A 25,048-nucleotide genomic window follows, 5' to 3' on the forward strand; every position below is an offset into this window, starting at 1 on the left:
ACGTTCAGTGAACGGTCTTGGCGGCAGCGGCGAGGGACCGGCCTCCTCCCCCTGTACAGCCCCACCGACTTCCCCCCGCCGCTGCCGCCGCGTCCGCCACCACCTGTGAAGCCGGGAACCGCACCCCCGGCTCCATCATGGCCTTGGCCATTGCGCGTCCGGCGAGGAGGCCCCGGTGGTGGCGGAGGCCTCCGACGCGTCGCGCAGTGGTGAAGATGCGAGCCACGCCCCCACCGCGCCACTGCGGGAATGCGACACCCTGGGTGTCCCCCGGTCGAACCCAGTGGAGCCATGAGGCGCACGTCCTCCTGTCCGGTCTATGCTCCGCGCGCCGAAAAGAGGGTGGATGAGCAACGGGTCGTTGTTTGCGACGGACCAGGTGACCACGCAGGCGCGGTACCAGTGGCACCTGTGGGTGGCGGATGTGCTGGACCTGGGGACGTCCGTCCTCGTGGGCTGGGGCGCGTTGCGCGCGCTGGAGCAGGACCGGACCCCGCTATCGATGCCCCTGGCCATGGCCCTGGCGTGGCTCACCGCGTCCGCCGTGGGCGGGGTGACGGGCCGGACCTTCTGGCGACAGGTGGCCGGGGTGAAGCTGGTGCACGCGGAGCGCACGCCCGGGTTGCTCCGCGGCCTGGCCCGCGCCTTCACCACGCCGCTGGACCTGCTGCTGAACGGGGTGCTGATGCGCCGTCCCCTGGACACGCTGCTCGGGCTCCACGCGGAGCCCGTCGTTCCCGGCGCGGGCCCCCGCCTCAAGGGCGTGGCGCTCCAGTTGCCCTGGCTGGCGGTGCTGGCGGGCGCGGTGTGGCTGCTCGTCACCCCCACCAAGGCGGAGATGCTCCAGTACCTGGGCCGCACGCTGACGGGCTGGCACTGCTGCCACGGCACGCGCGAGGTGACGTGGCAGTGCCGCACGTCCCTGGACCGCGCGGTGCGCAATGCCCGGAGTGGGGACGCCGAGGTGAAGACGCTCGTCGCCGACTGCCCCGTCGCCGGCGCGCGGCTGGGGCCATGAGCCTTCCGCGCCCGTCACGACGCGGAGCGCCTCAGCGAACCTTCACCCGCAGCTCGCCTTCCTTGCAGATGACACCCAGGTAGCCGGAGCCCACGTCGAAGTTCGGGTTGTGGCGAAAACGGCTGGCCGTCTTCCGGTCCCCGGCCTTCACGACGCCCAGCCACGCCGCTTTGCGGATGTCCTTCACCACGTAGCAGTCAGACCAGTCGATGGACTCGTTGTTCTGGACCTCCACACCCGGGTCCAGGAAGCCGCCCACCCCGCCCTGCACGCTCACGTGCCCGCGCAGCGTGCGCTTCGCGGGGGCCGCGGCCACGACGGCCTCCACCTCGCCCTTGTCGGGCTCGGCGACCTGCGCCTGGGACTCCTCGGTCGCCGACGCGCCGGCGGGGGCGTCATCCCGTCCAGGCGCCGCCACGAAGAGGTCCACCGAAGCCGCCAGGGCACGGTCATCCAGTTCGATGAACGCCCGCGTGGGCCGCATCGCGACGCCGCGTCCCGGCCGCACCACCCGGGCCCGCCCCAGCACCTCGCGCTTGCCGTTCTTCAACGGCCCCAGCACGTCCATCTCCGCGCCCGGGAGGAAGCCCCGCCCGATGATGCCCCGGTCGACATAGTTGCGCCCGTTCGCGCTCTGAATCGGGAGCACCTTCGCCGGCGTGGCATAGACGACGGCGGGCTCGACGGGGACCGCCGGCTTCTTCGCGGGCGTCTTCACCGACGCGGGGCGCGGCGCCCGAGCCCGCTCGGGCTCCGCCTTGTCGTTCTCGGCGGCACCCGGCCCGCCCGCGGCAACCACCGCCGCACCGGCGTCAGCGCCCGTGCCCGCGTCGGACAAGGGCGCGGCTTCCGCGGTCGCCCCCTGCCGCGCGGCGGCGCCGGGCGCCTCCACCCCCTTGTCCGAGGCCAGGGGCGGCGCGACCTGCCCTGAAGCGCCGGCCACGGGCCCGGTGGCCACCGGCGCCACACCCGACGACTGGACGAAGAGCGCGGTGACGGCGGAGGTGGCAATCACCAGCAACACGGCAATGGCGGCATAGAGCCCCACCGGCCGCTTCCGGGACGCCCGTTCCTCCAGCGCCACCGCGGACACGACGGTGGGCGCGACGAAGGACTGGGACGCGGCGGGCTCGCCACCCGAAGCCACCACGACGCTGGAGGACGAGCCGGAAGGCGGCCGCACCGAGGTGGTCCCGGTGCCCAGGTCATCGCCGTCCGCATAGATGGCGCCGGGACGGGCCACGCCTCCCGAGCCGAACCCGGGCTGCGCCGCCGGGCCGCGCATCAGCGTGGGCTCGAAGCCCGCGGCCTGCTGCGGCCCGGTGCCATAACCCGGCGCGGGGGTGCGGCGGTGGTTGGAGGACGAAGACACCTTGGAGATGAGCTTGCGCTGGGCGTCGAACGCCTCCGGGCACAGCCCGCGCACGAAGTACCCCACCTCCTCGGCGCCCATCGAGGCACCCGAGCGCACCAACTCCGTGTTGAGCGCGCGCGCCAGCTCGTCCGAACGCATGTAGCGGTCATCCGGACGGGCCGTCAGCGCGCGGCGCACGACGGCGTCCAGCGCGGCGTCCACGTCCGGCCGCAGCTCGCTCAGCGACGGCACCACCGGCTGCGACATGGCCGCCATCATCTCGCCCACCGTCCCGTGGGGGATGAGCGAGCGGCCGGCCAGCATCTCCCACACCACGACGCCACATGAATAGATGTCGCTGCGGTGGTCCAGGGGCTCGGCGCGCACCTGCTCGGGGGACATGTACCCCAGCTTCCCCATCACCGTGGAAGGCAGCGTGTACTTGCTGCGCGCCGCGGACTTGGCGAGGCCGAAGTCGATGACCTTCACCTCGCCCTCGTAGGACACCATGACGTTGTGCGGGGACACGTCGCGGTGGACGATGCCCAGCGGCGAGCCGTCCGGCCCTGTCTTGCGGTGCGCGTAGCCCAGGCCCTCCGCGATGCGCTGACCCAGGAACAACGCCACCGGCACCGGCACCGCCACGCCCTGCGAGCGTGCCTGCTCCAACAGGTAGGCCAGATCCACGCCGGCCACATACTCCAACGCCATGAAGTACGTGCCGTCCGCCTCACCCATGTCGTAGACCTGGGCAATGGACGAGTGCACCAGGTGCACCAGCACCTTGGCCTCGTGGTGGAACCGGTCCAGGAACTGACGGTCCTTCAGCAGCGCCGGCAGAATCGTCTTCACGATGCACGGCTTCTCGAAGCCGGCCGCGCCGCTGATTTTCGCCAGGTACACCTCCCCCATGCCCCCCTGGCCCAGGGGGTGGACGAGCTCATAGCGCCCAAGGAAGCGGGAGGACTCTGTAGGGACGGTACTCATGGCGTCTGGCGGCAGCGAAGCACCCGAAAGCGGACGGAATCAAGCAGCGGGCGACTTCCTTCCCTCAGACACCGCCAGGGCCTTGGACGGAAACTCGCCCTCCGACAGTGCGCCCGCCGCGTACCCGTCGGGCAGGGTGGGTGTTCAGGAGAGCGGCGAATGCCGGGTGCGTGCGTGAAGGCAACCCCGACTTGGGCCGCGATTCCGCCGCTCAACACATGCGGTGTGAACCGCCGCACCTCAGGCAGGGGGGCGCCCCCCAGTCCGTTGCCACGCTTTCGCGAAATGCGCTCCCTGGTGGATGCGCGCCCGGTGTCTCCGCCGGGCGCCGTTCGAGAAGGAGCGGCTCATGAAGCGGTGGGGACTCATGGGGCTGTTGGTACTCGCGGCATGTGGGCCGGACGACTCCTCGGACAAGGGAGCCCAGAGCCAGGTCTGCCCGAACATCATCGCGGGCTCCCTGTCCGAACCCGTGGAGACACGGCACGTCCAGGCCCCCCTGACGGATGACGACGGCCGGCAGCGGGTCATCATCCGTTATCGGAATCAGGGGGTGATGGCCACCGCCCGCGTGCATCAGGTGGGTGGACAGGTGACAACCACCTTCCGCTCCACGCCCGCGGTGGCGGCGCGCATGTCGCTCCAGGAACAGCGAGCGCTCCTGGCCGAAGACCCGACAGTGGAGAGCATCGAGCTGGACCAGGAGTGGCGCGCCCTGGCCCCCGCCACCGTGCCGATTCATCCCGTCCTGGCCTCGGTGGCGCGGGGCGCCACGCCACGCGAGTTCACCCCCGGGCTGCGCAAGGTCCAGGCGCACGAGGTGTGGGACGTGGACGGGGACGGACTGCCGGACCCGGACCGGCCCACTGGCGCGGGCGTGCGGCTGTGTGTCATCGACAGCGGCCTGGATTTGGAGCACCCGGAGCTGCGCGACGCGGTCGTCGCCGGCCGCGACCTGCTGGAGAACGATGACGACCCCTCCGACTTCAGCAGCGGCCACGGCTGGGGCACCGGCCACGGCACACACGTGGCGGGCATCATCGCGGCGCGGCCAGGCCACGGCGGGCGCGGCTCACCCCAGCTGCCGGACACCGGGGTGATGGGTGTGGCACCGGGCGTGGAGTTGGTCATCGCCCGGGTGCTGGACATCCACGGCCTCACGCACATGAGCTTCGTCCTGGCGGCGGTGGAGTACTGCGCGGAGCAGGGCGCCAAGGTCATCTCCCTGTCGCTGGGCGGCGGCGTGCCCTCCAAGACGACGTTCGAGGTCTTCGAGGCGGCCCACGCGCAGGGCATCCTGGTGGTGGCCGCGTCGGGCAACAGCAACGCCCAGCGGGTGGACTACCCCGCGTCGGACCCGCACGTGCTGGCGGTGGGCGCGGTGGACGCCCTGGACCAGCGGGCCACCTTCTCCTCCGGCGGAAGCCAGCTGGCGCTGGTGGCCCCGGGCGTGGACGTGCTGTCCACCTTCCCGCGCGGACAGGGCGCGTTCTCCACGGTGGACGTGCGGGACACCCAGCCGCTGTCGCGCTCACTGCTGTATGCCCCCATCGAGAACAAGTGGGGCAAGCTGGTGGACTGCGGGGGCGGCGCGACGCTGGACTCGTGCCAGGGCAGCACGTGCAACGGCTTCGTCGCGTACGTGCGGCACGGCGAGGTGCCCACCGACATGGCCATGGTCAACGTGATGAAGCAGGGCGCGCGCGCCGTCATCTTCGGCAACTCGAGCTGGGAGGGCGGCGTGGACATCCTCGCCATGCCTCGGCGAGGGCAGTGGGTGCCCGCCGTCACCATCACCCAGGCGGGGGGCACCGTGCTGCACCGGATGCTGGGAGAGCTGGCCCGCATCAGCATGAGCCCGGCGGACTACGCCTATATGTCCGGCACCTCCATGGCCACGCCCTACGTGAGCGGCGTGGCCGCGCTGCTCTTCAGCGCCCGTCCCTCCGCCACGCCGGACCAGGTCAAACACGCCCTGTTGTCCTCGGCGAAGGACCTGGGGCCTTCCGGCCATGACGAGGACTTTGGCCATGGGCTGGTGCAGGCCCGCGGCGCGCTGGAGGTCCTCACCCAACTGCCCTGAGGGGTGGGAAGGACAGCCGCACCAGGTGCCCCACGGCCCGCGTGGGCCTGATTGCCAGGCCCTCCCGCGCGGACCACGTTGCCTTTCGGACGCGAACAAAGGAGTCCGTCATGAAGGCACTCGTACGTGGCGCGTTGTGCGCGGCGGCGCTCTGGGGCGGCGCCGCGCTGGCCCAGGCGGAGGACCGCCCCATCGCGGAGCCGCGCATGCGGTCCGCGGAGACGGTGGAGTTCAGCGACAGCGGGCGGAAGCGGGCCGACACCGGCATCTATGCCCAGCTGGGCGGCGGCCTGGAGGGCTACACCGGTCAGCTCGCCCCGGAGGTCACGCCGGGCTTCTCCTATGGCGCCGCGCTGGGCTACCGGCCGCACGCATTCTTCGCCGTCGAGCTGGGCTACAGCGGCGGCCTGAGCGACATCGACAGCCGCATGGGGCTGCTCGACGACGGCGAGGGCGGACCGGACATCGTCCGCAACGCCGGACAGGCCGTCGTCGTGGGCAGCTTCACCGACACCCGGCTCCAGCCCTACGTCCTGACGGGCATCGGCCTGGACCGCTACAACGTCCGCAACGACGCCCGGGGCGCCGTCCGCGGCTTCTCCGATGACACCAGCGGCTACGTGCCCGCCGGCGCGGGCCTGCGCTACCAGATGGGCAACCTCATCACCGCCGACGCCCGGGTGAACTACAACTTCCTGTTCGACCAGGACTTCGCCCCGGGCGGCCGGGCTCCCGGCGCGCTGGACGGCCGCTACTCGGCGATGCTCTCGCTGGGCGGAACCTACTGACGGCGGCGGCGGAAGCGTCCGGGGCCTTCTCCCCCGGGTGCCCCGCCCCTTGCACGGCCTCAGTAGGGCCGGTCGACATGCATCCGCGCGGCGGCCCACGTCCCCTGGAGCCAGGCGGGGAGCTGCTGCTCCAACTTCTTCGCCTCCCCTTCGGTGATTTGGGCATGAAGCGCGGAGAACACGCCGTGGAGTACCAGCCGCACGTTCTCCGGTTCGGCGTTCAGGTGGTTGGCCACCATCAAGTAGAAGTCGTCGCGGTCCAGCTTCGCGGGCGCCTCGCCGCGGTGCCTGTGACAACCGCGCAACAGCTCGCGCACGTCCGGCGAGAGCTGCTCGCGCAGGTGCTCCACCCACGAACCGGACAGGCGCTCCGACAACGCACAGAACACCGCCTCGGCGGCCTTGTCCGCCTCGTAATCCGGAATCTGGGAGGATATTGCGTCCAGAAACGATTTGCGGTCCGTCCCCACGCCCAGTCCCGTCCACGAAGGCGTGCGCTCCTGCTTTTGTATCGACATGGTGTCGTCTCCTCTCCCTGCCCTTCACCGTGGGGGTGCGCGGGAGCGCTGACAGCAGACCGCGCGGCGGAGGCAGGGCCGGCCGTCACGTGGGAAGATCCTCCGCGCGCCAAGACCAGACATGCCCGGATTCGGGATTTACGTGTCCGTCATTGGGACCGAGGTGGCAGCCAAACGCGTCAAGCGTTTGTGTTTGATTCGACCGATGATTCCATCTGATGGAGCGCCACGCGGCGTGCTTCGCCGGAAACACATGGCGTTCAAAACTGCCCGGAACTCCTGGGGAACTGTTCAAATCCCGGCCCCGCGAAGAATGCGAGGGGTGGCTGGAATGAATTCCCATCGCAATTGTCTTGGTCGCGCATCGTAGACCGCTTGCACGGCGACCTTGCCGCCATCTCAACCATCAAGAATTGAGGATTTCATGTATCGCATTGCCGTAGCCGCCCTGGTCCTTGCCGCGTCCGGTTGCGCCACCACGGGCGGTGGCGGTGGCCGTGAGGGCAACGCCACCATCGCCGGCGTCATCCGCCTGCCGGAGAGCGGGCTGCGTGCCGATGACGCTTGCGGGCAGCTCCAGGTCATCGTGGCCTCGCCGGACGCGCCCACCAACGGGCTGGGCCGGGCGATGGTGAAGCCGAGCCGCGGCAACCGCTGCTCCTTCACGGTGTCGGGCGTCCCCAGCAACACCGACCTCCAGGTCGGGCTCGCGGCGGGCGGCGGCCTGAAGTGCGAGACGGGCGCCACGCCGACCATCACCCCGGAGCCTTCCACGGTGAAGGTGAACGATTACGGCACCGCCACGCGCGACTTCGCCCTGAGCTGCGGCGCCTGAGGTCCTGAAGCACGCCTGTGACGCCGCCCGTCCAGCCCTCCCCATGGGGCAGGCTTGGCGGCGTCACGCCATCAGCACGAACTCGTCCGGCGGGCAAGGGGCCCTTGTGGATTGATTCGCGTCGAAGGGGACGCGAAGCTTCCCGGGTCCTTCGCAGAAAGACGAGTTGGGTGATGAATCCGTACCGCTTGCGCGCCGTGACGCTCGCCCTGGCCCTGGGCGGGTCGGGCATGGCGTGTGAATCCGAAGAGCCGTTCCCCAACCTCGACGAGTTGGACCAGCTCCGCAGCCTGCACAGCCTGGGGCGGCAGCCGCCGAAGGACAGCACCAACCGGATGGACGGGCTCGCTCGCGCCGAGGCGCTGGGCGACGTGCTGTTCCACGACAGCGGCCTGTCACGCTGCGGCACGGTGTCCTGCGCGAGCTGCCATGGCGGCGAGGGCCTGACGGTGCCCACCGCCAAGGCGAAGGGCTGCGACGGGCACCTGTCCGAGCGCAATCCCCCCACCCTGCTGAACGTGGCCTACAACCGCTGGTTCATGTGGGACGGACGGGCGGACCGGCTCTGGAGCCAGGCCATCCTGCCGCTGCTCAACCCGGTGGAGATGAACACGGACGCGCAGGTGGTGCGCGCCCGGCTCACCGCGGTGGAGTCGTACACCACGGAGTACCAGGCCCTCTTCGGCAAGGCGCCCGCGGACGAGACGGACCCGGCGCTGCTGGCCAACGTGGGCAAGGTGATGGCGGCCTACCAGCGGACGCTGGTGCGCATCGACGCGCCCTTCGACGCGGACGTGCGGCGCTTCATCACGGCGGCGGAGGCCGGCCAGGCGGATGCGGACCCGGCGTACCTGGGGCTGAAGACGTTCCTGCGCAAGGGCCAGTGCATCGTCTGCCACAAGGGGCCGGCGCTCACCGACGACCTGTTCCACAACATCGGCGTGCAGGACAGCAGCCCGGGCGCGGGAGGGCAGTGGAGCGTGCTGACGCCGCTGCTGGACTGGGAGTTCAACGCCGCCAGCCGCTACAGCGACGCGCCCACCGGCACCATCGCGGCGCGGCTCCAGACGCTGCGCACCCAGGCGGACCGGGTGACGCTGGAGGGCGCGTTCCGCACGCCGTCGCTGCGCAACGTGGCCCTGACGGCGCCGTACATGCACACCGGCGCCCAGGCCACGCTGGAGGAGGTCATCGACTTCTACAACGAGGGCGGCGATGCGGCCGGCAGCTTCGTGGGTCAGAAGACGGTGACCATCGTGCCGCTGGAGCTGACGAACGAGGAGAAGCGCGCGCTGGTGACGCTGCTCCAGTCCATGACGGGCACATCGCACCACTGACGGTGACGCGGGGCCCCGGCACCTTTTCACACGGGAAATGTCCCAGTTGTCCCGGCCCCCGTGTCCAAGGTGGCGAAGATGCCGCCAGGGTTGAGCGCCAGGGAGCTCCAGGACCTGTACGACCGGTATGCCCCTGGCATGTACCGGAGGGCCTTCGCCTTGCTTCAGCGGGAGGCAGACGCCTGGGACGCGGTGCAGGAGTCCTGCATCCGCGTCCTCCAATCCGCCGCCGCATTCCGGCGGGAGGCCCGGCCGATGACGTTCATCTACCGGGTGACGACCAACGTCTGCCTCAACATGCTCCGCACCCGGGCCCTGCGGGATGTCGCCCTGGAGGATGCCGGAAGCGAAGGCGCTGTGGACGCGCTCGCCGCCACCGAGTGCCGCGACTTCCTGATGAAGCTGGCGCGCGAGTTGGACGAGCGGGCCCTCACGGTGGCGACGCTGCACTACCTGGACGGGATGTCCCAGGAGGAGATTGCCCAGGCCCTGGGGCTCTCGCGGAAGACCATCGTCCGCGACGTCCAGCGCATTGGCGCCCTGGCCCGCGCGTTGGGCGAGCCCGAGGGGATTCGAAGAGGTGCTGGATGAGTGAACACCTGTCGGACCTCGTCTTGGACGAGGTGGTCGCGGGCGGCGCACAGCCGCCACACCTGACGCACTGCGCCACCTGCCGTGCGCGGCTGGAGCAACTGCGGACGCACGCGGAGGAGGTTCGGACCCGGGCGCACTTCTCCCGCGTCCGGGCCCACGTCCTGTCCGAGGCGGCGGCCCTCCCTCAGGAGCGCGCCACGCCGTGGTTCGCCCGGTGGATGCTCGTCCCCATCCTGGCCACGCTGGCGACGGTGGTGGTCGTCCGAGGCTCGATGACGGAGGTCCCCGAGACCACTCCCGCCGGCCCCGAGACGCCGCCTCCCCTCCTGGGCATGCGGGTGAAGGGACCTCCCCACGTAGAGCTGCTCCGGCTGAAGGACGGCGCGGTGAATCCCCTGCTCCAGGAGGGCGACGAGGTGGCGCTCCGACTCAGGAGCGGAGGCCAGCGCTATGCGCTGGTCGTCGTCATGGACGGCGGGAAACAGGTGGAGGCACTCTGGCCACAAGCGGGCCTGCAGAGCGGCGAGTTGGCCACCGCTCAGCCCGCCCCGTTGTTCCAGGTCACCCAGGGGGATTTCGTGGTGCACGCGCTGTATTCGGAGACACCGCTGCGGCTCGACACGGTTCGGGACTGGTTGAGCACGCTGCGTCCGGAGTGCCGCGCCGCGCCGATGTCCGCGGCCTGTCTGTCACTCACCAGCACCCCGCCGGGCGTGGCGCATGCGGCCGTGTCGCTCCAGGTAGAGGCCCGTCCATGACGCTCGCACTGCTCCTGGCGGCGGTGGTGGCGGCGCAACCCACGGCGGCGGACGCGGATGGAAATCCGCGCCGGTTCGCCCTGGCGGTGGGCAACAACCGGGGCTCCAGCGCGGACGCGGTGCTGCGTTACGCGGAGCGCGACGCGCGCACGGTGATGGACGTGTTGTACGAGGTGGGCGGCGTGCGGCGGGACGACGCAGTGCTCGTCCTGGGCCATGACGCGGACACGGTGCGCCAGGCGGTGGCCCGCTTCGAGCGCCACCTCCAAACACAGGCACGGAAGGGCGACCAGCTCTTCGTCTACGTCTCCAGCCACGCGGACGCGGGCGAGCTGCACCTGTCCGGCACGAACCTGCCCCTGCACGAGCTGGTGCGCTTCATCGAGCGCGCGCCCGTGAGCGTCGCGCTCCTCGTGGTGGACTCGTGTCAGTCCGGTGAGGCGGTGCGACTCAAGGGGCTGAAGCCCATCCCCGGCGTCCTGGTCAGCGTGGAGCGGCCGGAGCTGGCGGGACGGGTCATCATCACCGCCTCCGCCGCGGATGAAGCCGCGCAGGAGTCGGACGCGCTCGGAGGCTCCGTCTTCACGCACCACCTGGTCGCGGCGCTGCGAGGAGCAGCGGACGTCTCCGGGGATGGTCGCGTCACGCTCGCGGAGGCCTATACCTACTCCTACGCGCGGACGGTGGAGTCCTCGCTGATGTCCCGCGCGGGCGCGCAGCACCCCAGCTTCCACTTCGACCTCCAGGGAAAGGGAGACCTGGTCCTCTCCTCCCCCGCCCTGGCCACGTCGCTGTTGACGCTCGCCATCGACGAGCCCGGAGACTGGACCGTGTTCACGCTGGCGGGAGAGCCCTTCCTGGGCAACCTGCGCAAGGGCGCGGGCGCGGCCACGCTCGCACTCCCGGCGGGTGGCTACATCGTCACCACCCGCGGCGAACACTCCGCGATGACGGCGCGCGTGCAGGTGCCCGACGCCGGGCGCGCCCAGCTCACACGGGCCCAGCTCCGCCCTCAGCAGTTGGAGGTGAACGCGCTCAAGGGCGAGGCGTCTCCGGCGTGGCGGGTGCATGTGGGGCCCAGCATCGGCAAGCCGCTCGTCCCATCCTTCGGCGCCATGGTGGGTGGCACCGCCGCGATCCACTACCAATGGACCGCGCCCTGGGCGAACCTGCTGACCGCTGGGGTGGACGTGCGGCATGGGCGGCACCCTTCCGGCAACCTCCGGCAGAACGACCACACGCTGCGGCTGGGCGTGGGACATGACGCACGCGTCTGGCGGAACCTGCGGCTTCACGGCGCGGTGGAGGTCGGCGCCACCCTGTCCCAGCAGTGGCAGCCCAGCAATGGGGAGAAGGCGCTCGCCCTGCAGCCCACCGTGGGCGCAGTGGGAGGTGCGTGGCTCCCTGTGTACGGAGCCTTCGGGATGTCGCTGCTCGTGAACGCGGGACACACCTGGGTGCGTGAGGAGGCGGGCACCGCGTCCGCGCTGTCGCTTGGGGGCAGTCTCGGAATCGGCTTCATGCGCTGAGTCCCAACTCAGAGGCTTCGCGTGTCCAAGGCATGACTCGCGAAAATCCTCCGAGAGGTTTCTCATGCCCCCCCGCAGCACTCGCGTCCGCTGGGCGATCCCGTTGCTCTACCTGGCCCTGGGAACCGCCGCTTGTGACACCCTGAAGTCAGAGCCCAAACCTGGCCAGCCTCCGCCCATTGGCGAAGAGGAACCGCCTCCCGAGCTGCGCGTCACGGTGCGGACCGAAGGGCCCGAATTCTGCCGGGAAGGACAGTGGACGCTCTCCGTCACCGTGGAAGGCGGCACGCCAGAGCGCGTGGAGCTCCTCACGAACGAGCAGGCGCCCATGACACTGGAGGCGCCGTACCGGCACGTCATCGACTGCGCCACGCACGCCGAGGGCCGCGTCTCGTTCCTGGCGAGAGCCGTGGGCGAGGAACAGAACTTCGAGGCGGAAGAGGCTTCCGTGGTGGTGGACCGCACGGCGCCCACCATCGTCTCCCGTCGCCCGCTCCTCAGCCACCCGTCGGTGAGCGCTCCACTGGCGTTCGTCTTCTCGGAGCCGCTGCTCCCAGGCTCGATTCAAGCCTCGCCCACCCAACTGCGCGACCAGGACGGATTCTCCGTCGCCCATCAAGCGGTCCTCAGTGAGGACGGAACGGTCCTTGAGTTGGTGCCGTCGTCGCCGCTCCGCCCGCCCGTCACGCTCCATGCGGAGCTGCTCCAGCGGACACTGACCGACCGGGCTGGAAACCTGCTCGAACCCAACCTGACAGTCTACACCCGCACCCACAGCGCCACCTACTGGCCGTTCAGCCGCGTCACCGAGCATGAGGGCCCGCTCAACACCTACTATCCCGTGTCCCTCGCACTCGGAGGTGTCTTTCCCAGGACGATGCCCGTCGTCGGATTTGCCAATCTTTACTCACCGGAATCGGACGAGCCATCCGTCGCGCGGTGGGATGGCCATACATGGCAGCAACTCCCTCCGCTCCGAGCGGCGACTGAACGGACTCGGCCCGCCCAGAATCTTCAGGTTGCCGCGCACGGCGAATCCATCGTCGCGACCTGGCTCGAGCGGGATGAAGAAACCGGGTTCGACCATATCCATGTGGTGCGCTACGTCGGGACGGACTGGGAACGCGTGGGGATGCCCCACGCCGTTGAATCCGACTCCACCCAGGTCAAGATGACGTTGGGCGAGTTTGGAAGGCCCGTCCTCGCAGTGGAGCGGCTCATCGACTTTCTCGAGACCGAGTTGCGCGTCATCCGTTGGACAGGCACGGAGTGGTTGGCCTTGGGGGACGCGCTCGGCGAGAACCCGGAGCGATTCAGCTCTTCGCAGCACGCAGCCATCGTCGCTGACTCGAAGGTGGTCGTGAGCTGGGTAGAGCGATCCGTCAGCGGCGACACCCTCAACCTCCACGTCCGCGTCTTTGAGGACGGAAGCTGGTCTCCCGTGGGCGAGCCCCTCCCCATCACGGAAGGCACACTCGTGGAGCGAGTCGAGCTCGCGCTTCGAGACTACGACCGCGTCGTCATCGCCTGGAGCGAGCGTCACACCAATGCAAACGTCAGCACCCTCCGGCTCACGTCCGCGGCCCTGGACTCCTGGCGAGCCGAGTGGGCCCCTATCGACCAAGTCGAGGTCTTGAGCAGAGTCAGCACCCATGACTCGCTCAGGCTGGTCGTCGATCGCGACAACGAGCCCTGGTTGGCCTGGAGCGAGCACACGCCGGCTTCTGACACCAAGAGCTACTACCGCAAGCGCCGCGCCACCGGCTGGGAGCCCAAGCAAATCATTTCAGGAGAGACGTTGTCAGGGTTCCTGCTTGATGGGAACGCATTCCCCTGGGCCTTGTCGGGCGGCGCCGTGGTTCGCCCACAGTAAGACGGCGAGCGGCGCCACCCTGGTGCCGCTCGCCATGCCTCACGCGCCCCGTGCTCAGCGCACCAGATGGAAGTCCGTCTGGCGCTTCCAGCCCCAGTGAACGCGGCCCTCGGCGTCGATGGTGATGTCCTCTTCCTGCGCCGAGCGCACCCGCTGACCGTTCCACTCCGGCACCGCGGACGTGGCCTGCAGCTCGATGGAGTACCACTGGTTCGCAATCACCTTGTGGTCTCCATTGCCGGGCACGCCCTCCTGGCGGTCCCACAGGCCCACCATGGGGCCGGCGCCGTGGCCGTGCAGGCCAATGGGATGCGAGTACACGGTGCCGTCGATGCCCTCGGCGCGCATCCGCTCGAGGGAGGCGCGGAGGATGTCGTTGCCCGTGCGGCCGGGACGCAGCTCCTCGAAGACGATGTCCTGCAGCCGGTTGGACGTCTTCAGCGCGGCCTTCAGCCCTGCGGGGACGTCCTTCTCGCCCTCGCGCAGCACATAGCCCATGTGCTGGGTGTCCGTATTGAGGCCCAGCGCGGTGACGCCGTAGTCACAGTGCAGCACGTCGCCACGCTGGATGATGGGGTCGTCGCCCAGTTCCTGCTCCGTGACGCCCTGCCGCTGGATGTCCACCGAGGGCTGGAACCACGTCTCCAGGCCCAGGTCCGCCAGGCGCTGGCGCATCCACCACTCCACGTCACGGGTGGTGGTGACGCCCGGGGTGATGACCTGGTTGGAGAAGGCCGTCTCGATGATGTTCCACGCGAGTTTCGTCTGCTCCTCGTAGAAGCGGGCCTCATCCGCGCTGCGCCAGGCGATGAGGTCCACCGCCAGCCCGTCCACGGAGGTGAAGCGCTTCACCCAGTCGGGGCCGAGCGCCTCCGCCATGCCCTCGTATTCGCCATGGGTGAGGCCGTCCGCGAAGGCGAAGGTGCGCGACACGTTGAGGGCAATACGCTTCGGCTGGCGCTCCTCCACCACCTGCTTGAGCACCTGCCACTGCTCGGGGCCCCACAGCTCCGCCTCCCGATTCACACCGCCGCCGTCCACCTGCCGCTGCGCGCGGCGGGGCGTGTAGATGCCTCCCTGCGAGCCACCTCCCAGCGCGAGCCGCTCCACGCCCTGCTCCGGACCTCGGTCGAAGAAGACGTAGATGGTCCGGCGGCGCGCGGCGAACGTCGTTGGCGAGACGAGCGCCTTGAAGACAGGGTCCTCGTTGTACTCGCGCATGGGGATGACCCACATGTCCACGCCGTGCTGGCGCATGAGCTGAGGCAGCGCCTTCTCCACGCGCTCGGCCAGCCATGCCTGCTGGCGCTTCGCCTGCTCACGCAGGGTGCCAAAGGGACGCTCGGGTGCCGGGGACTTCGCCTCGGCGGTGGTGGCGTCCGGTGCCTGTGCCTTCGGAGAGACGGTGGCGCAGGAAGTGGAGAGCAGCAACGGGGCAAGCAACAGGGTCCGAGTGCGCATGGCCGCGCAGTCTGTCACGCACCGGCACGCGGCGCGCGCGGAGTCCGCACGCCGTCAGCGGCTCACGCCCCGAGAGGCCCGCGACTCCGGAACGCAGGGAGCAGCCGTGAAATCGCCGGAGTCAGGGCACGCCCGCACAGGCCGCGCCATCCACGCCGCACACAGCGAGCAGACGGGCTTCGTCGATGGATTGCAGGCAACCGCTCGCGGTGACCGCGTCGAGTTCATCGATGCGCACGCGCATGCACTGCACGCAGCCCGCCTTCGCACCACTTTCGGTTCGCGACAGGTCCGGCTCCACCGCCGCGTAGGCCGCGATGCGGTCAGCCTCACACTGCTCGCGTGACACCGTCAGGGTTCCGCACTGTTCCTCATACGCGCACGCGGATGCCGCCACGCGCTCCGACCAGCCAGCGTAGGAGCGCTGCGGCGCCTCCGAGCCACCACACGCCACGAGCCACACGCACACCACCAGCGACGCCTTCCACGGGTTCATGCCCCCATCTCACCCGGCGCTAGCGCTGGAGTCACCCTCAACGCCTGCCTGCCCGTCCGCCCCCCAGCGACCTCGAGCCTCGCCGCGCTCGCCCACACACAGCGAGGCCCGCGAGACGCGCGTCACTCGACCTGCCCGGCCACGGAGAGTTCCATCACGGCCTCGGCGCCTCCCATCTCTCGCGCAGCACACGGCACCACGCCACAAGCATCAGGGACATAGCGCTCGCTCTCGGACAGCATGCCCGCCGCCTCGTTGCCACCGCCCATCACCAGCACCGCGCCATCTCCCAGCGCCAGGGCGCCCAGCTTCTCGCGCGGCTCGTCCAACGCGGGCGCGGAAGACCACGTCTCCGTCTTCAAATCGAAGCGCTCCACCGACGCGAGCGCCCCCGTCGTGTAGTGCTCGCCGCCCATCATCAGCACCGCGCCATCCGGCAGCACCACCGTCGCATGATGCTCACGAGGCACCTTGGGCGCGCCCACCAGCGTCCACACACCCGTCTCCGGCGAATACACCTCCGCCGTGGCCGCCGCGCGGGCCGTGGTTCCACCCACCACCAACACGCGCCCATCCGGAAGCAACGTCACCGAGTGCGCCAACCGGTGCGTGCCCGCCGCCCCACCGGTGAGTCCCGCCTTCTCCCAGAGTCCCGTCACCGGGTCATACAGCTCCGCCTGCAGGCCACTCACGAACAGGGCCTTGCCGTTGGCCAGCACCACCGCCGTCTGGGCCCCACCCCGTGAGAAGCCCGGAGGCGACGCGGCGCTCCACATCCCCGTCGCAGGATCGAACAACTCCGCCGAACGCAGCGGTCGCTGGTCCACATCCGTCCCACCCGCCACCAACACGCGCCCATCCGCCAGCAGCACCGCGGCCGGGTCATTGCGCGCCACGCCCATGGGGCGCACCTCCGTCCACGTCCCGGTGTCCGGCGCATACACCTCCGCGTCCGCAAGCGCGCCCATCGCCAAGCCGTTGGAGCCGCCCATCACCAGCACTCGGCCGTCCGTCAGCCGCACCGCGGCGTGGTTGCGTCGGCGCGTGTGCATGGCCCCCGTCTCACGCCAGCGGCCCGTCTCCGGCTCGAACACCTCGCAGCTGCCCAGCGTTCGGCTCCCGTCATGCCCGCCCGAGGCCAACACACGCCCGCTCTCCATCACCACGAAGGGCAGGAGCTTGCGGGGTGTGGACAAGAACAGGCCCTGCTCCGCCGCCCCGTTCCCCCCGTCCTCCGCGCGCGGACCCGCGCTGCAAGCGAACGAGACAGCGAAGAGAATGACCGTGACACATGATGCCGAAAACCGTTGCATGACCCCACCTGGAATGCCCGTCGAAGCAGTCATGTCTAGACTGACCGTCTGACATTCCAGGGCGGCCCAACCTGAGTGATTCCCGACGCTTACCCGGGCCCCCAGGGCCTGTCCGGCGACCTGTCCAGAGCGGGCCGGAGCGAGCGTGCAACGCCTTGCGTCACTCATTTTCTCGCGGCTCAAGACTCCACGTCGACATTCACGGGCTCGCGTTCCAGTCCGTTGGAATGGCGAGGTGGGAGCGCGCCGCCGTCGTCATCCACCTCCAGCGTGAGGAGCGGATGGTCCGCATTGACGAGGTAGACGTCGTGGCCGCGGATGAAGTCCACGTCGGAGAACTCCACCAGGTAGTCGCGCCGGGGAATGGGCACCAGCCCCTGCTCCAGTTCGAAGTGTGTGTCCCCGATGCCCGCCACGCGCCCGATGACATGGCCTGTCGCCGTCCGCACGGTCATGCCTTCGTGTACGTCGTCTGTCCGAATCATTCCGGCCTCCTCGCGCTCGGGTGCCCGGCCCGTCCGGGACTCCCAGACAACAGTGCGAGCGGGCATGACGGGACGCACCTGCAACGGTGCACGCGGAGGAGCGCTCGCGACGACGGCCCGCCGCTCCACCACCGCGCGAACGCGGGGACCGCCGGTCTTCATGTCCTGCCAGGAGAACGCGAGGCGCCAGGCCGCCAGCCCTGGCGTACTCCGGGCAGGCGTCGAGGCCACATGGACATGTGCGTGCCTAACGTTCCAGGCAGGAGGTGCACCATGTTGCTGGAACTGTCCGCCGTGGAGGCGCGCGAGATGAAGCAGGCGCTGGACACAGCGCTGCTCGCGCTCTTGGAAGAGATGGCCCATGCGGACCCGCGCGCCCATCGCGACCTGCTGCGCGAGCGATATGAGCGGCTGGACCAACTCAACCGCCGGCTCGATATGAGCCTGGAGGGAGAACAGGTCTACGCCTGAGGCCCGCTACAGGGCCCGGCCCGACTTCGCATCGAAGCGCCGCGGCTTCGCCGCGTCATACCGCAGCCACACCGGAGCGCCCGTGGGCACACGGAAGTCCCCGGCGGCGCGCGCCACCATGCGCTCCCCGGCCACGTCCACCGTCACCCAGCTCTCCGCGCCCATGAGTTCCACCAGGTACACGCGGCCCTCCAGCGCGTCCGGTGGCGGCGTGCCCTGCCCCACCTCCAGGTGCTCGGGGCGCAGCCCCAACACCACGTCCGCGTCCGGCAGCCCCAACGTCCGGGGCCTCACCAGGTTGATGCGCGGCGCGCCGAAGAAGCCCGCCACGAACAGGTTCGCCGGCGCGTCGTACAGCTCGCGCGGCGGGGCCACCTGCAGCACCTCGCCCTGGTTCATCACCACCACGCGGTCCGACAGCGTCATCGCCTCCGCCTGGTCATGGGTGACGTAGACGAAGGTGGCCTTGAGCTGCTCGTGCAGCTTCTTGATTTCCCCCCGCATCTGCGTGCGCAACGCCGCGTCCAGGTTGGACAGCGGCTCGTCGAAGAGGAACACCTTGGGGCGGCGGACCAGGGCGCGCCCCAATGCCACGCGCTGCCGCTGGCCTCCCGACAGCTCCTTCGGCCTGCGCGACAGCAGGCCCTCCAGCCCCAGCAGCGAAGCCACCTCGCGCACGCGCGCGTCGATGTCCTCCTTCGCCATCCCCGCCACCTTCAGCGGGAAGGCGAGGTTCCGCGCCACGTCCAGGTGCGGGTAGAGCGCGTAGCTCTGGAACACCATGGCGATGTCCCGCTCCCGCGGTGACATGTCATTCACCACCGCGCCGTCGATGCGCAGCGTGCCGCCCGACATCTCCTCCAGCCCGGCGATGAGGTTCAGGGTCGTGGACTTGCCGCAGCCCGACGGGCCCACCAGCGAGATGAACTCGCCGTCCGCGATGTCCAGGCTCACGCCCTTCACCGCGACCACGCCGCCCCGGTACACCTTGCGCACGTCCTCCAGGGACACCGTCGCCAAACGCCTTGCCTCCCGGGCGCCCGGCCTCTGGACGCCCCATGTGTCATTCCGTCTCACCCACGGGGCCTCGAAGCATCGCGCCCCCCGCTCCCAGGGCAAGCCCCGTGGCGAGAGGCAGCCCCGCCTCTGACCGCCATTCCACACCGGGATGGAAGCCGGGCGGCCGGGCGCCCCTTCCCCACGCCAGGCAGCCGCTTCTTGGAGGCGGAAGGCGGCGGACGCGCACTATGTTCGCGCGGCCATGAGTCCCTCGAGCCCACCGTCCTCCCGCAAGCTGGCCATCGAAGTGCGGGACCTCCACAAGTCCTTCGGAGACCAGCACGCGCTGCGTGGGGTGAATCTGGAAGTGCCAGAGGGCACCACCTGTGTGCTGATGGGCGTGTCTGGGTCGGGCAAGACAGTGCTGATGAAGCACATCATGGGCCTCTTGCGGCCGGACCGGGGCACCGTCCAGGTGGATGGCGAGGACATCGCGCGGATGAACGAGGCCGCGCTGGACCAGATGCGCCGCAAGCAGGGCATCCTCTTCCAGGCGAACGCCCTCTTCGACTCGCTCACCGTGTTCGACAACGTGGCCTTCCCCCTGCGTGAGCGCACCCGCATGCCCGAGGCGGAAATCGCCGAGACGGTGAACAAGACGCTGGAGCGCGTGGGCCTGTCGCATGCGACGCAGCGCTTCCCCGGCGAGCTGTCCGGCGGCATGCAGAAGCGCGTGGGCTTCGCGCGCGCCACCATCCTCCAGCCGAAGATTCTCCTCTACGACGACCCCACCGCCGGACTGGATCCGCTCACCACCGCGGCGGTGAATGAAATCATCACCAGCGGCAAGCAGCAGCTCGGCGCCACCTCGCTGGTGATTACGCCGGACGTGGCCTCCGCCTTCGGCATGGCGGACCACCTGGCCCTGATGCACGAAGGCCGCATCGTGGAGTACGGCCCGCCAGACGCATTTCGCGAATCGCAGCACCCCGCGGTGAAAGCCTTCCTCCGCAACTGGCTCCAGCGTCGCGCGCAGAGCCGTCGCGCGGCCCAGGCCTGAGACGACACACGTTCGGAACGCGCGTTGCACACAATCCGGTCCGCCGCGCGAGTGCGGCCCGACGACCACGATGAGTCTCCCATCTCCTTCGCCCCACGCGGCAGCACGAACACGGCGCGGCCGGCTGGCCACCCTCGCCGTGCTCATGTCGTGCAGCACGCCCACGCCGCCAGCGCCTCCACGCGTGGTGCTCTGGGCCTGGGAGCGGCCGGAGGACCTCCGCTTCCTCGCGACGACGGAGCGCCCGGTCAGCGTGGCCTTCCTGCTGGCCACGCTCGCGCTCACGGAGACGGAGGTGCGCGAACACCCGCGCAGGCAGCCGCTCCACGTTCCGCCCGGGACACCCTTGAGGGCCACGGTGCGGATGGAAGCCCAGCCGGGCGCGTCGCTCGCGAAGTACCCGCCCGAAAGACTGCACGCGCTGGCGGACCGGCTCGCCACGCTGGCGCGCCTTCCGGAGCTGACGGCGCTCCAGATTGACTTCGATGCCCGCGCGTCCGAATACGACGCCTACGTCGCGCTGCTCCAGGCGCTCCGTCAGAAGCTGCCCCCATCGATGGCGCTGTCCATCACCGGCCTCGCCTCATGGTGCACGCCCGGAAGCTGGCTGACGCACGCGCCCGTGGACGAGGTGGTGCCCCAGCTCTTCCGTATGGGCCCGGAGGCCCCCACGTGGCGGGCACGCTTCGCGCGCGGCCTTCCCGCCCCATGCCGGGGCAGCGTGGGGCTGGCGCTCGATGAGTGGCAGCCCGTGCCCCCTGGCGTCTCCACCCTCTACGTCTTCAACCCCCGGCCCTGGACGCCCGAGGCGTTCGCGCGCGCGGTGGCGGAGCTCCATCCATGAAGAAGCTACTCATCACCGTCACCAGCGGCCTTGCGTTCCTGCTCACCCCCACCGAAGCGCGGGCGTGTGCCTACGATTCCGCCGGGCCCGTGTTCGTCACCAGCAGCCATCCCGACTGGCCTCTCTCCACCTTCGCGGCCGGGCGGCTGGGCGTGGTGCACGGCTCGATGCGCACCGCCTACCTCGCGTTCGCCTACCGGACGATGATGGGCATTCCCACCACGCCCGAGGAGCAACAGCCCCTGGTGACGCGCTGGGAGCTCATGCACCAGGCGTTGCCGGAGCACCTCTCCCTGACACCTGGATTCCAGCGCTGGCTGGCGGTACGGAAGCAGGTGGCGCCTCAGCTCCCGGAAGCCTCGCCCGAGCATTCCCGGCAGGTGAAATACGCACAGGTCCCCCGCATCCAGGGTGACGCGTTCCAGCGCGCCGCGAACACCGCCACCGACCTGGCCCAGGCGTGGAAGAAGCACCCCCCGCTGGTGGAGGAGTGGGTGCGCAACCAGGACACCGTCTTCGGCCCGTGCGCCATCCTGCCGGAGCCCGACCCGCGGCTGGATGAAGGCGTGAGCGCGCAGCACCAGGCCCGCCGGAGGGACGAGCGCGCCTACCAAGAGGCGGCCTCCCGCTTCTACTGCGACGACTATCCCGGCGCCCTGTCCTCGTTCCAGAAGCTCGCTGCGTCGAAGGAATCGCCCTACCGGGCGCTCGCCGCCTACCTCGTGGCGCGCACCCACGTCCGGCAGGCGCTGATGGAGAAGACGGGTGAGTATCACTTCGAGTCGCGGGAAGACGCCGTCTTCCTCTCGCGGCTGAGCGAGGCGGACCGGGTGCTCGATGGCGTGCTCGCCTCCCAGGAGCTGCGGAGCGTCCATGCGCCCGCGCGCGGCTTGCGGAGCCTGGTGCGCTACCGGCTGCGACCCAAGACCTGGCACTGCGAGCTGCTGTCGCACGTGCTCGAACCCGGGACGGGAACCGCCCTCGCCGCGGAGCTGGGCGACCTCGACCTGATGTCGCGGGAAGCGAGCACCTGCGAGGGCCTCCCCGCGCCCGCCGAGGCGCTCCAGGCGTGGCTCCACGCCATGAAGGACACGCCCTACAGCGCGGCGCCCGATGCGGAGCGCCGCGCGCAATACGACGGAGCCCTGGCCCGCTGGAAGAAGACGGCGCACATGCCGTGGCTCGTCGCCGCGCTGCGCAAGGCGACGCCGGACGCTCCGGGCGTGCCGGAGCTGCTCGCCGCCTCCGCGAAGGTCGCGCCCACGTCTCCCGCCGGCCTGACGGTGGCGTACCATGCCGCGCGGCTCTTGCATGGCCGAGGCGAGGTGGAGGCGGCGCGGGCGCGGCTCGCGACGGTGCCCGCCGAGCTGACCCGGGACCTTCCCTCCACGGACAACCTGCTGCGCGAGGAGCGGCTCGCGGTGGCCAGAGACCTGGACGAGGCCATGCGGGAAGCCGTCAACATCATCGCCGACTATGAAATGAGCAGCAGCTACTCCGAGCCCTACACCACGCCGCTGGCCGAACGGCCCCGGCTCTTCAGCCCGCGCGCAGTGGCCATGCTGGAGCCCCGGCTGACAGCGAAGCGCATGGGTGAGCTGGCTGCGGGGGACACCCTGCCTCCGCCCCTCCGGCGCCAGCTCATGTGGACCGCCTTCGCGCGCGCCACCGTCGCGGGTGACGACGCGACGATTCAGGTCGTGGCGAAGCGCCTGGCGGAGACGGAGCCCAAGGCCAAGGCGGAGCTGCTGGCGCTCGCCGGGAAGCCCACGCCCGAGGAGCGTCAATTCGAGGCCCAGCTGCTCCTCATGGGACTGCCCGCCGTCTCCGCGCGGCTCCACTCGGGCGAGGACCGGCTGGCGAACACGCATCCGAACCTCAGCCTCACCATGGACATGTCCTACCAGCGCAATTGGTGGTGCGGCCCGAAGCCGGACGCGAGCGTGCCCACCGTGCACTTCGAGGACACGCCCGACGCACCGGACGCGGCGCGGGAGTGGAAGGCCCTCCAGGACGCGGGCAACTCGGTGCCCTACTTCGCCCGCGTCGCCATGGCCTGGGCCCAGGCCCACCCGGATGACCCGCGCTCGCCCATCGCCCTGTTCCGCGCGGTCCGCGCCAGCAAGCGCGGCTGCGGACAGGCCACGCGCGAGGCACGGGATGCATTCCGATATCTCCACAAGCACTACGGCAAGACGAGCTGGGCGAAGCGCACGCCCTACGTGTACTGACGGCCCGCCTACAGCACGCGCCGGGTGGCCTGGCGGATGCGTTCGGGATGTGGGGGGACTGTCCGGACCATCTTCTCAGTCACTGAGCTGTTGTGCGTTTACGTTCGAATGACGCGCGTGGTGTAGCCTCCCGGACAACGGGAGTACGCGTGTCCATGCAAACACAAGGCAGCAAGGTTCTTCGTACGGTGACGGTGCTCCTCGCGGTCCTCCTGCTGGGTTTCGTGGTGGCGACGGCGGCTGGAACCTTCTTCGGTGGGACCAAGATCCGCCCGCTGTTCGGCATGCCGGAGGGCGGCCCGCCGGCCCTCGATGACGGTGACGCGGCGCCCCCGGCCACGCCGTGATGAGCCTGGAGGTCCTAGGCGGGGGGGCCGCGATTTCCTTCGGGGTGCTCGCGTGTGTCTTCTGGCCCTTGGAGAAGGCCTGGGCCGCGCGACCGGGCCAGCCCCTGCTGCGGCCCGCGTTCCGCACCGACCTCGCCTACTTCGTCGCGCAGTACCTGGTGCTCGCGCCACTGGCGCTGCTCGTGCTGAGCCGCGTGAAGGCGCTCTGCCATGTGGACGTCCTGACCGGGTTCCAGGCCGCCGTGGCACGCCAGCCCTGGTGGCTTCAGGCACTTGAAGCGGTGGTGCTCTGCGACCTGCTCGTCTACGGCTTCCACCGCCTGTCCCACCAGGTGGGCTTCCTCTGGCGCTTCCACGCCGTCCACCACTCCGCCGAGCACCTCGACTGGCTCGCCGCGCACCGCGAGCACCCCGTGGACGGACTGCTCACGCAGTTGGTGGTGAACCTTCCCGCGTTGATGATGGGCTTTCCGCTCGAGACGCTGGCGATGCTCATCGCCTTCCGCGGGATGTGGGCCATCTTCATCCACTCCAACGTCCGGCTGCCGCTGGGGCCGTTGGGCTTCCTCTTCGGCGCGCCGGAGCTGCACCACTGGCACCACGCGCGCGAACGGCACACGCGGCACAACTTCGGCAACCTCGCGCCGTGGACGGACTGGCTCTTCGGCACCTACCACCGGCCCACTGGGCCCGAGCAGTATCCGCTCGGGCTCGTGGAGCCGTTTCCCCGGCGCTTCTGGGCCCAGCTCTTCTCGCCCGTGGCGCGGGCGACTGACAGCAGGAATACGCAACGCTGAGCAGGAATTTCGTTCCCGCTGACGGCAATCCGTCACCCCGCCCTGGAGGTCCGCGTCTCTGATTGCGCGTCCAGGAACGTCCCCAAGGTGGCATTGACGAGCGCGGGCTCCTCCACGGTGGAGGAGTGCCCTCCGCGCGGCAGTGTCACCAGGCGTGAGCCGGGGATGAGCCGGTGCAAGCGCTGCGCCTTGGCGGGGACAGTGGCCGTGTCCTCGGCGCCGACGACGACGAGCGTGGGCACGCGGATGTGTGGGATTTCGTGGGCCACGCCGCGCCGTTCGATGACGCCGTTGACGGCGCGCCAGATGTCGCGGCGGTTCTCCATGAGGCGCGTGCGCCAGCGGCTGCGCTCCTCGGCCCGATTGGGGTCCGTCATGAAGCTGCGGCCGAACATGATGCGCATCACCGGGTCCGCCACCGGGCGCAGGCCCGCCAGGCGCGCGGTGAGGTTGAGCAGCGTGTAGCGCGGCACGTTGTGAAGGGGCTCCGGGTCGGCGGACGTCTCCATCAGCACCAGCGAGCGCAGCAGGTCCGGCCGCCGCGCGGCGATGCGCATGCCGACGAAGCCGCCCATGGACAGGCCCACGAAGTGACAGGGCCCCACGCCCAGCCGCTCGATGAGTGCCACCGCGTCCAGGTACACCGTCTCCATGTCGATGACGCGCGCCGGAGGCACGGCGCTCTGGCCCTGGCCCCGGTGGTCATAGGCGATGCAGCGGTAACGTCCGCTCAGCGCTTCCACCTGCGGATCGAAGAGGCGGCAACTCCACAGCAGGCCGTGGCTGAAGACGACGGGCACGCCCGTGCCACCCGAGTCCTCGTAGTACAGCTCCGTTCTGTTGACGGTCAGCATCGGCATGCGCGGCACC

General features: G+C 70.1%; 23 protein-coding genes. 15 read left to right on the top strand and 8 right to left on the bottom strand.

Annotation, left to right across the window (positions count from 1 at the left end; translation table 11 throughout):
- Window positions 1-346 precede the first annotated feature (346 nt).
- Window positions 347-1,018: a hypothetical protein gene (locus tag BHS09_RS37070; protein WP_237077836.1), complete on the top strand. Its 672-nt coding sequence runs from the start codon at window positions 347-349 to the stop codon at window positions 1,016-1,018.
- 31 nt (window positions 1,019-1,049) lie between these two features.
- Here BHS09_RS37070 and BHS09_RS37075 read toward each other — a convergent pair whose 3' ends face one another.
- Window positions 1,050-3,359, bottom strand: a complete 2,310-nt coding sequence (locus BHS09_RS37075) for a serine/threonine-protein kinase (RefSeq protein WP_140796057.1) — start codon at window positions 3,357-3,359, stop codon at window positions 1,050-1,052.
- 349 nt (window positions 3,360-3,708) lie between these two features.
- Here BHS09_RS37075 and BHS09_RS37080 point away from each other — a divergent pair, with 349 nt between their 5' ends.
- Entirely contained in the window at window positions 3,709-5,442 is a 1,734-nt protein-coding gene (locus BHS09_RS37080; RefSeq protein ID WP_237080060.1) for a S8 family serine peptidase, read from the top strand.
- A gap of 110 nt (window positions 5,443-5,552) precedes the next feature.
- Window positions 5,553-6,230, top strand: coding sequence for a hypothetical protein (locus tag BHS09_RS37085; protein WP_237080061.1), 678 nt, complete (start codon window positions 5,553-5,555; stop codon window positions 6,228-6,230).
- A 59-nt stretch (window positions 6,231-6,289) separates the two neighbouring features.
- Here the strand turns inward: BHS09_RS37085 and BHS09_RS37090 are convergent, their stop codons facing one another.
- A complete protein-coding gene (locus tag BHS09_RS37090; protein ID WP_140796060.1) occupies window positions 6,290-6,748 on the bottom strand; it encodes a DUF2267 domain-containing protein in 459 nt (152 codons plus the stop codon).
- Between the two features lie 424 nt (window positions 6,749-7,172).
- Here BHS09_RS37090 and BHS09_RS37095 point away from each other — a divergent pair, with 424 nt between their 5' ends.
- The 6 genes from BHS09_RS37095 to BHS09_RS37120 all read left to right on the top strand — a co-directional run bounded on the left by BHS09_RS37095 (window position 7,173) and on the right by BHS09_RS37120 (window position 13,674).
- Window positions 7,173-7,583 carry a hypothetical protein gene (locus tag BHS09_RS37095; RefSeq protein WP_174259011.1) on the top strand — a complete coding sequence of 137 codons (411 nt, stop codon included), beginning with the start codon at window positions 7,173-7,175 and terminating at the stop codon, window positions 7,581-7,583.
- Between the two features lie 173 nt (window positions 7,584-7,756).
- Window positions 7,757-8,920, top strand: coding sequence for a cytochrome-c peroxidase (locus BHS09_RS37100; protein WP_140796062.1), 1,164 nt, complete (start codon window positions 7,757-7,759; stop codon window positions 8,918-8,920).
- A gap of 60 nt (window positions 8,921-8,980) precedes the next feature.
- Complete coding sequence (locus BHS09_RS37105; RefSeq protein ID WP_140800428.1) at window positions 8,981-9,511, top strand: RNA polymerase sigma factor; 531 nt, start codon at window positions 8,981-8,983, stop codon at window positions 9,509-9,511.
- On the top strand, window positions 9,508-10,272 hold the full coding sequence (locus tag BHS09_RS37110; protein WP_140800429.1) for a hypothetical protein: 765 nt from the start codon (window positions 9,508-9,510) through the stop codon (window positions 10,270-10,272). Before BHS09_RS37105 ends, BHS09_RS37110 begins: the two co-directional genes overlap by 4 nt.
- On the top strand, window positions 10,269-11,801 hold the full coding sequence (locus tag BHS09_RS37115; RefSeq protein WP_140800430.1) for a caspase family protein: 1,533 nt from the start codon (window positions 10,269-10,271) through the stop codon (window positions 11,799-11,801). The genes BHS09_RS37110 and BHS09_RS37115 overlap by 4 nt, the downstream gene beginning before the upstream one ends.
- Before the next feature lie 64 nt (window positions 11,802-11,865).
- A complete protein-coding gene (locus BHS09_RS37120) occupies window positions 11,866-13,674 on the top strand; it encodes an Ig-like domain-containing domain (protein WP_237080062.1) in 1,809 nt (602 codons plus the stop codon).
- 54 nt (window positions 13,675-13,728) lie between these two features.
- Here BHS09_RS37120 and BHS09_RS37125 read toward each other — a convergent pair whose 3' ends face one another.
- From BHS09_RS37125 to BHS09_RS37140, 4 genes are all read right to left on the bottom strand, one after another.
- Window positions 13,729-15,135, bottom strand: coding sequence for a M24 family metallopeptidase (locus tag BHS09_RS37125; RefSeq protein ID WP_140800431.1), 1,407 nt, complete (start codon window positions 15,133-15,135; stop codon window positions 13,729-13,731).
- A gap of 121 nt (window positions 15,136-15,256) precedes the next feature.
- Complete coding sequence (locus BHS09_RS37130; RefSeq protein WP_140796067.1) at window positions 15,257-15,631, bottom strand: hypothetical protein; 375 nt, start codon at window positions 15,629-15,631, stop codon at window positions 15,257-15,259.
- Window positions 15,632-15,753: 122 nt separating this feature from the next.
- Window positions 15,754-16,827, bottom strand: coding sequence for a Kelch repeat-containing protein (locus BHS09_RS37135; RefSeq protein ID WP_237080063.1), 1,074 nt, complete (start codon window positions 16,825-16,827; stop codon window positions 15,754-15,756).
- 296 nt (window positions 16,828-17,123) lie between these two features.
- Window positions 17,124-17,429, bottom strand: coding sequence for a DUF2171 domain-containing protein (locus tag BHS09_RS37140; protein ID WP_140796069.1), 306 nt, complete (start codon window positions 17,427-17,429; stop codon window positions 17,124-17,126).
- Window positions 17,430-17,702: 273 nt separating this feature from the next.
- Between BHS09_RS37140 and BHS09_RS37145 the strand changes: the two genes are divergently transcribed.
- On the top strand, window positions 17,703-17,900 hold the full coding sequence (locus BHS09_RS37145) for a hypothetical protein (RefSeq protein WP_140796070.1): 198 nt from the start codon (window positions 17,703-17,705) through the stop codon (window positions 17,898-17,900).
- 6 nt (window positions 17,901-17,906) lie between these two features.
- Here BHS09_RS37145 and BHS09_RS37150 read toward each other — a convergent pair whose 3' ends face one another.
- Entirely contained in the window at window positions 17,907-18,920 is a 1,014-nt protein-coding gene (locus BHS09_RS37150; protein ID WP_140800433.1) for an ABC transporter ATP-binding protein, read from the bottom strand.
- A 241-nt stretch (window positions 18,921-19,161) separates the two neighbouring features.
- On the opposite strand from BHS09_RS37150, the gene BHS09_RS37155 reads away from it, so the two are divergent.
- The 5 genes from BHS09_RS37155 (at window position 19,162) to BHS09_RS37175 (ending at window position 24,178) form a co-directional block, all read left to right on the top strand.
- Window positions 19,162-19,959 carry an ABC transporter ATP-binding protein gene (locus BHS09_RS37155; RefSeq protein ID WP_140796072.1) on the top strand — a complete coding sequence of 266 codons (798 nt, stop codon included), beginning with the start codon at window positions 19,162-19,164 and terminating at the stop codon, window positions 19,957-19,959.
- Between the two features lie 70 nt (window positions 19,960-20,029).
- The gene (locus BHS09_RS37160) at window positions 20,030-20,803 is read left to right on the top strand and encodes a DUF3142 domain-containing protein (RefSeq protein WP_140800434.1); all 774 of its coding nucleotides are present in this window, start codon (window positions 20,030-20,032) and stop codon (window positions 20,801-20,803) included.
- Window positions 20,800-23,034, top strand: a complete 2,235-nt coding sequence (locus BHS09_RS37165; protein ID WP_140800435.1) for a hypothetical protein — start codon at window positions 20,800-20,802, stop codon at window positions 23,032-23,034. The genes BHS09_RS37160 and BHS09_RS37165 overlap by 4 nt, the downstream gene beginning before the upstream one ends.
- 155 nt (window positions 23,035-23,189) lie before the next feature.
- Window positions 23,190-23,381 carry a hypothetical protein gene (locus tag BHS09_RS37170; RefSeq protein WP_140800436.1) on the top strand — a complete coding sequence of 64 codons (192 nt, stop codon included), beginning with the start codon at window positions 23,190-23,192 and terminating at the stop codon, window positions 23,379-23,381.
- Window positions 23,381-24,178 carry a sterol desaturase family protein gene (locus BHS09_RS37175; RefSeq protein ID WP_237077841.1) on the top strand — a complete coding sequence of 266 codons (798 nt, stop codon included), beginning with the start codon at window positions 23,381-23,383 and terminating at the stop codon, window positions 24,176-24,178. Before BHS09_RS37170 ends, BHS09_RS37175 begins: the two co-directional genes overlap by 1 nt.
- Window positions 24,179-24,210: 32 nt before the next feature.
- Here BHS09_RS37175 and BHS09_RS37180 read toward each other — a convergent pair whose 3' ends face one another.
- Window positions 24,211-25,038 (bottom strand): alpha/beta fold hydrolase, encoded by an 828-nt coding sequence (locus BHS09_RS37180; RefSeq protein ID WP_140796077.1) that lies wholly within the window; start codon window positions 25,036-25,038, stop codon window positions 24,211-24,213.
- Window positions 25,039-25,048: the final 10 nt, after the last annotated feature.

The organism is Myxococcus xanthus, assembly GCF_006402735.1.
Lineage (GTDB): Bacteria > Myxococcota > Myxococcia > Myxococcales > Myxococcaceae > Myxococcus > Myxococcus xanthus_A.

Bases quoted from the DNA above. Each gene is read 5' to 3' on its own strand.
- BHS09_RS37100 (WP_140796062.1), top strand. From the start codon at position 7,757: ATGAATCCGTACCGCTTGCGCGCCGTGACGCTCGCCCTGGCCCTGGGC.
- BHS09_RS37110 (WP_140800429.1), top strand. From the start codon at position 9,508: ATGAGTGAACACCTGTCGGACCTCGTCTTGGACGAGGTGGTCGCGGGC.
- BHS09_RS37155 (WP_140796072.1), top strand. From the start codon at position 19,162: ATGAGTCCCTCGAGCCCACCGTCCTCCCGCAAGCTGGCCATCGAAGTG.
- BHS09_RS37080 (WP_237080060.1), top strand. From the start codon at position 3,709: ATGAAGCGGTGGGGACTCATGGGGCTGTTGGTACTCGCGGCATGTGGG.
- BHS09_RS37160 (WP_140800434.1), top strand. From the start codon at position 20,030: ATGAGTCTCCCATCTCCTTCGCCCCACGCGGCAGCACGAACACGGCGC.
- BHS09_RS37115 (WP_140800430.1), top strand. From the start codon at position 10,269: ATGACGCTCGCACTGCTCCTGGCGGCGGTGGTGGCGGCGCAACCCACG.
- BHS09_RS37070 (WP_237077836.1), top strand. From the start codon at position 347: ATGAGCAACGGGTCGTTGTTTGCGACGGACCAGGTGACCACGCAGGCG.
- BHS09_RS37125 (WP_140800431.1), bottom strand. From the start codon at position 15,135: ATGCGCACTCGGACCCTGTTGCTTGCCCCGTTGCTGCTCTCCACTTCC.
- BHS09_RS37130 (WP_140796067.1), bottom strand. From the start codon at position 15,631: ATGAACCCGTGGAAGGCGTCGCTGGTGGTGTGCGTGTGGCTCGTGGCG.
- BHS09_RS37180 (WP_140796077.1), bottom strand. From the start codon at position 25,038: ATGCCGATGCTGACCGTCAACAGAACGGAGCTGTACTACGAGGACTCG.
- BHS09_RS37090 (WP_140796060.1), bottom strand. From the start codon at position 6,748: ATGTCGATACAAAAGCAGGAGCGCACGCCTTCGTGGACGGGACTGGGC.
- BHS09_RS37085 (WP_237080061.1), top strand. From the start codon at position 5,553: ATGAAGGCACTCGTACGTGGCGCGTTGTGCGCGGCGGCGCTCTGGGGC.
- BHS09_RS37140 (WP_140796069.1), bottom strand. From the start codon at position 17,429: ATGATTCGGACAGACGACGTACACGAAGGCATGACCGTGCGGACGGCG.
- BHS09_RS37145 (WP_140796070.1), top strand. From the start codon at position 17,703: ATGTTGCTGGAACTGTCCGCCGTGGAGGCGCGCGAGATGAAGCAGGCG.
- BHS09_RS37175 (WP_237077841.1), top strand. From the start codon at position 23,381: ATGAGCCTGGAGGTCCTAGGCGGGGGGGCCGCGATTTCCTTCGGGGTG.
- BHS09_RS37095 (WP_174259011.1), top strand. From the start codon at position 7,173: ATGTATCGCATTGCCGTAGCCGCCCTGGTCCTTGCCGCGTCCGGTTGC.
- BHS09_RS37170 (WP_140800436.1), top strand. From the start codon at position 23,190: ATGCAAACACAAGGCAGCAAGGTTCTTCGTACGGTGACGGTGCTCCTC.
- BHS09_RS37165 (WP_140800435.1), top strand. From the start codon at position 20,800: ATGAAGAAGCTACTCATCACCGTCACCAGCGGCCTTGCGTTCCTGCTC.
- BHS09_RS37120 (WP_237080062.1), top strand. From the start codon at position 11,866: ATGCCCCCCCGCAGCACTCGCGTCCGCTGGGCGATCCCGTTGCTCTAC.
- BHS09_RS37075 (WP_140796057.1), bottom strand. From the start codon at position 3,359: ATGAGTACCGTCCCTACAGAGTCCTCCCGCTTCCTTGGGCGCTATGAG.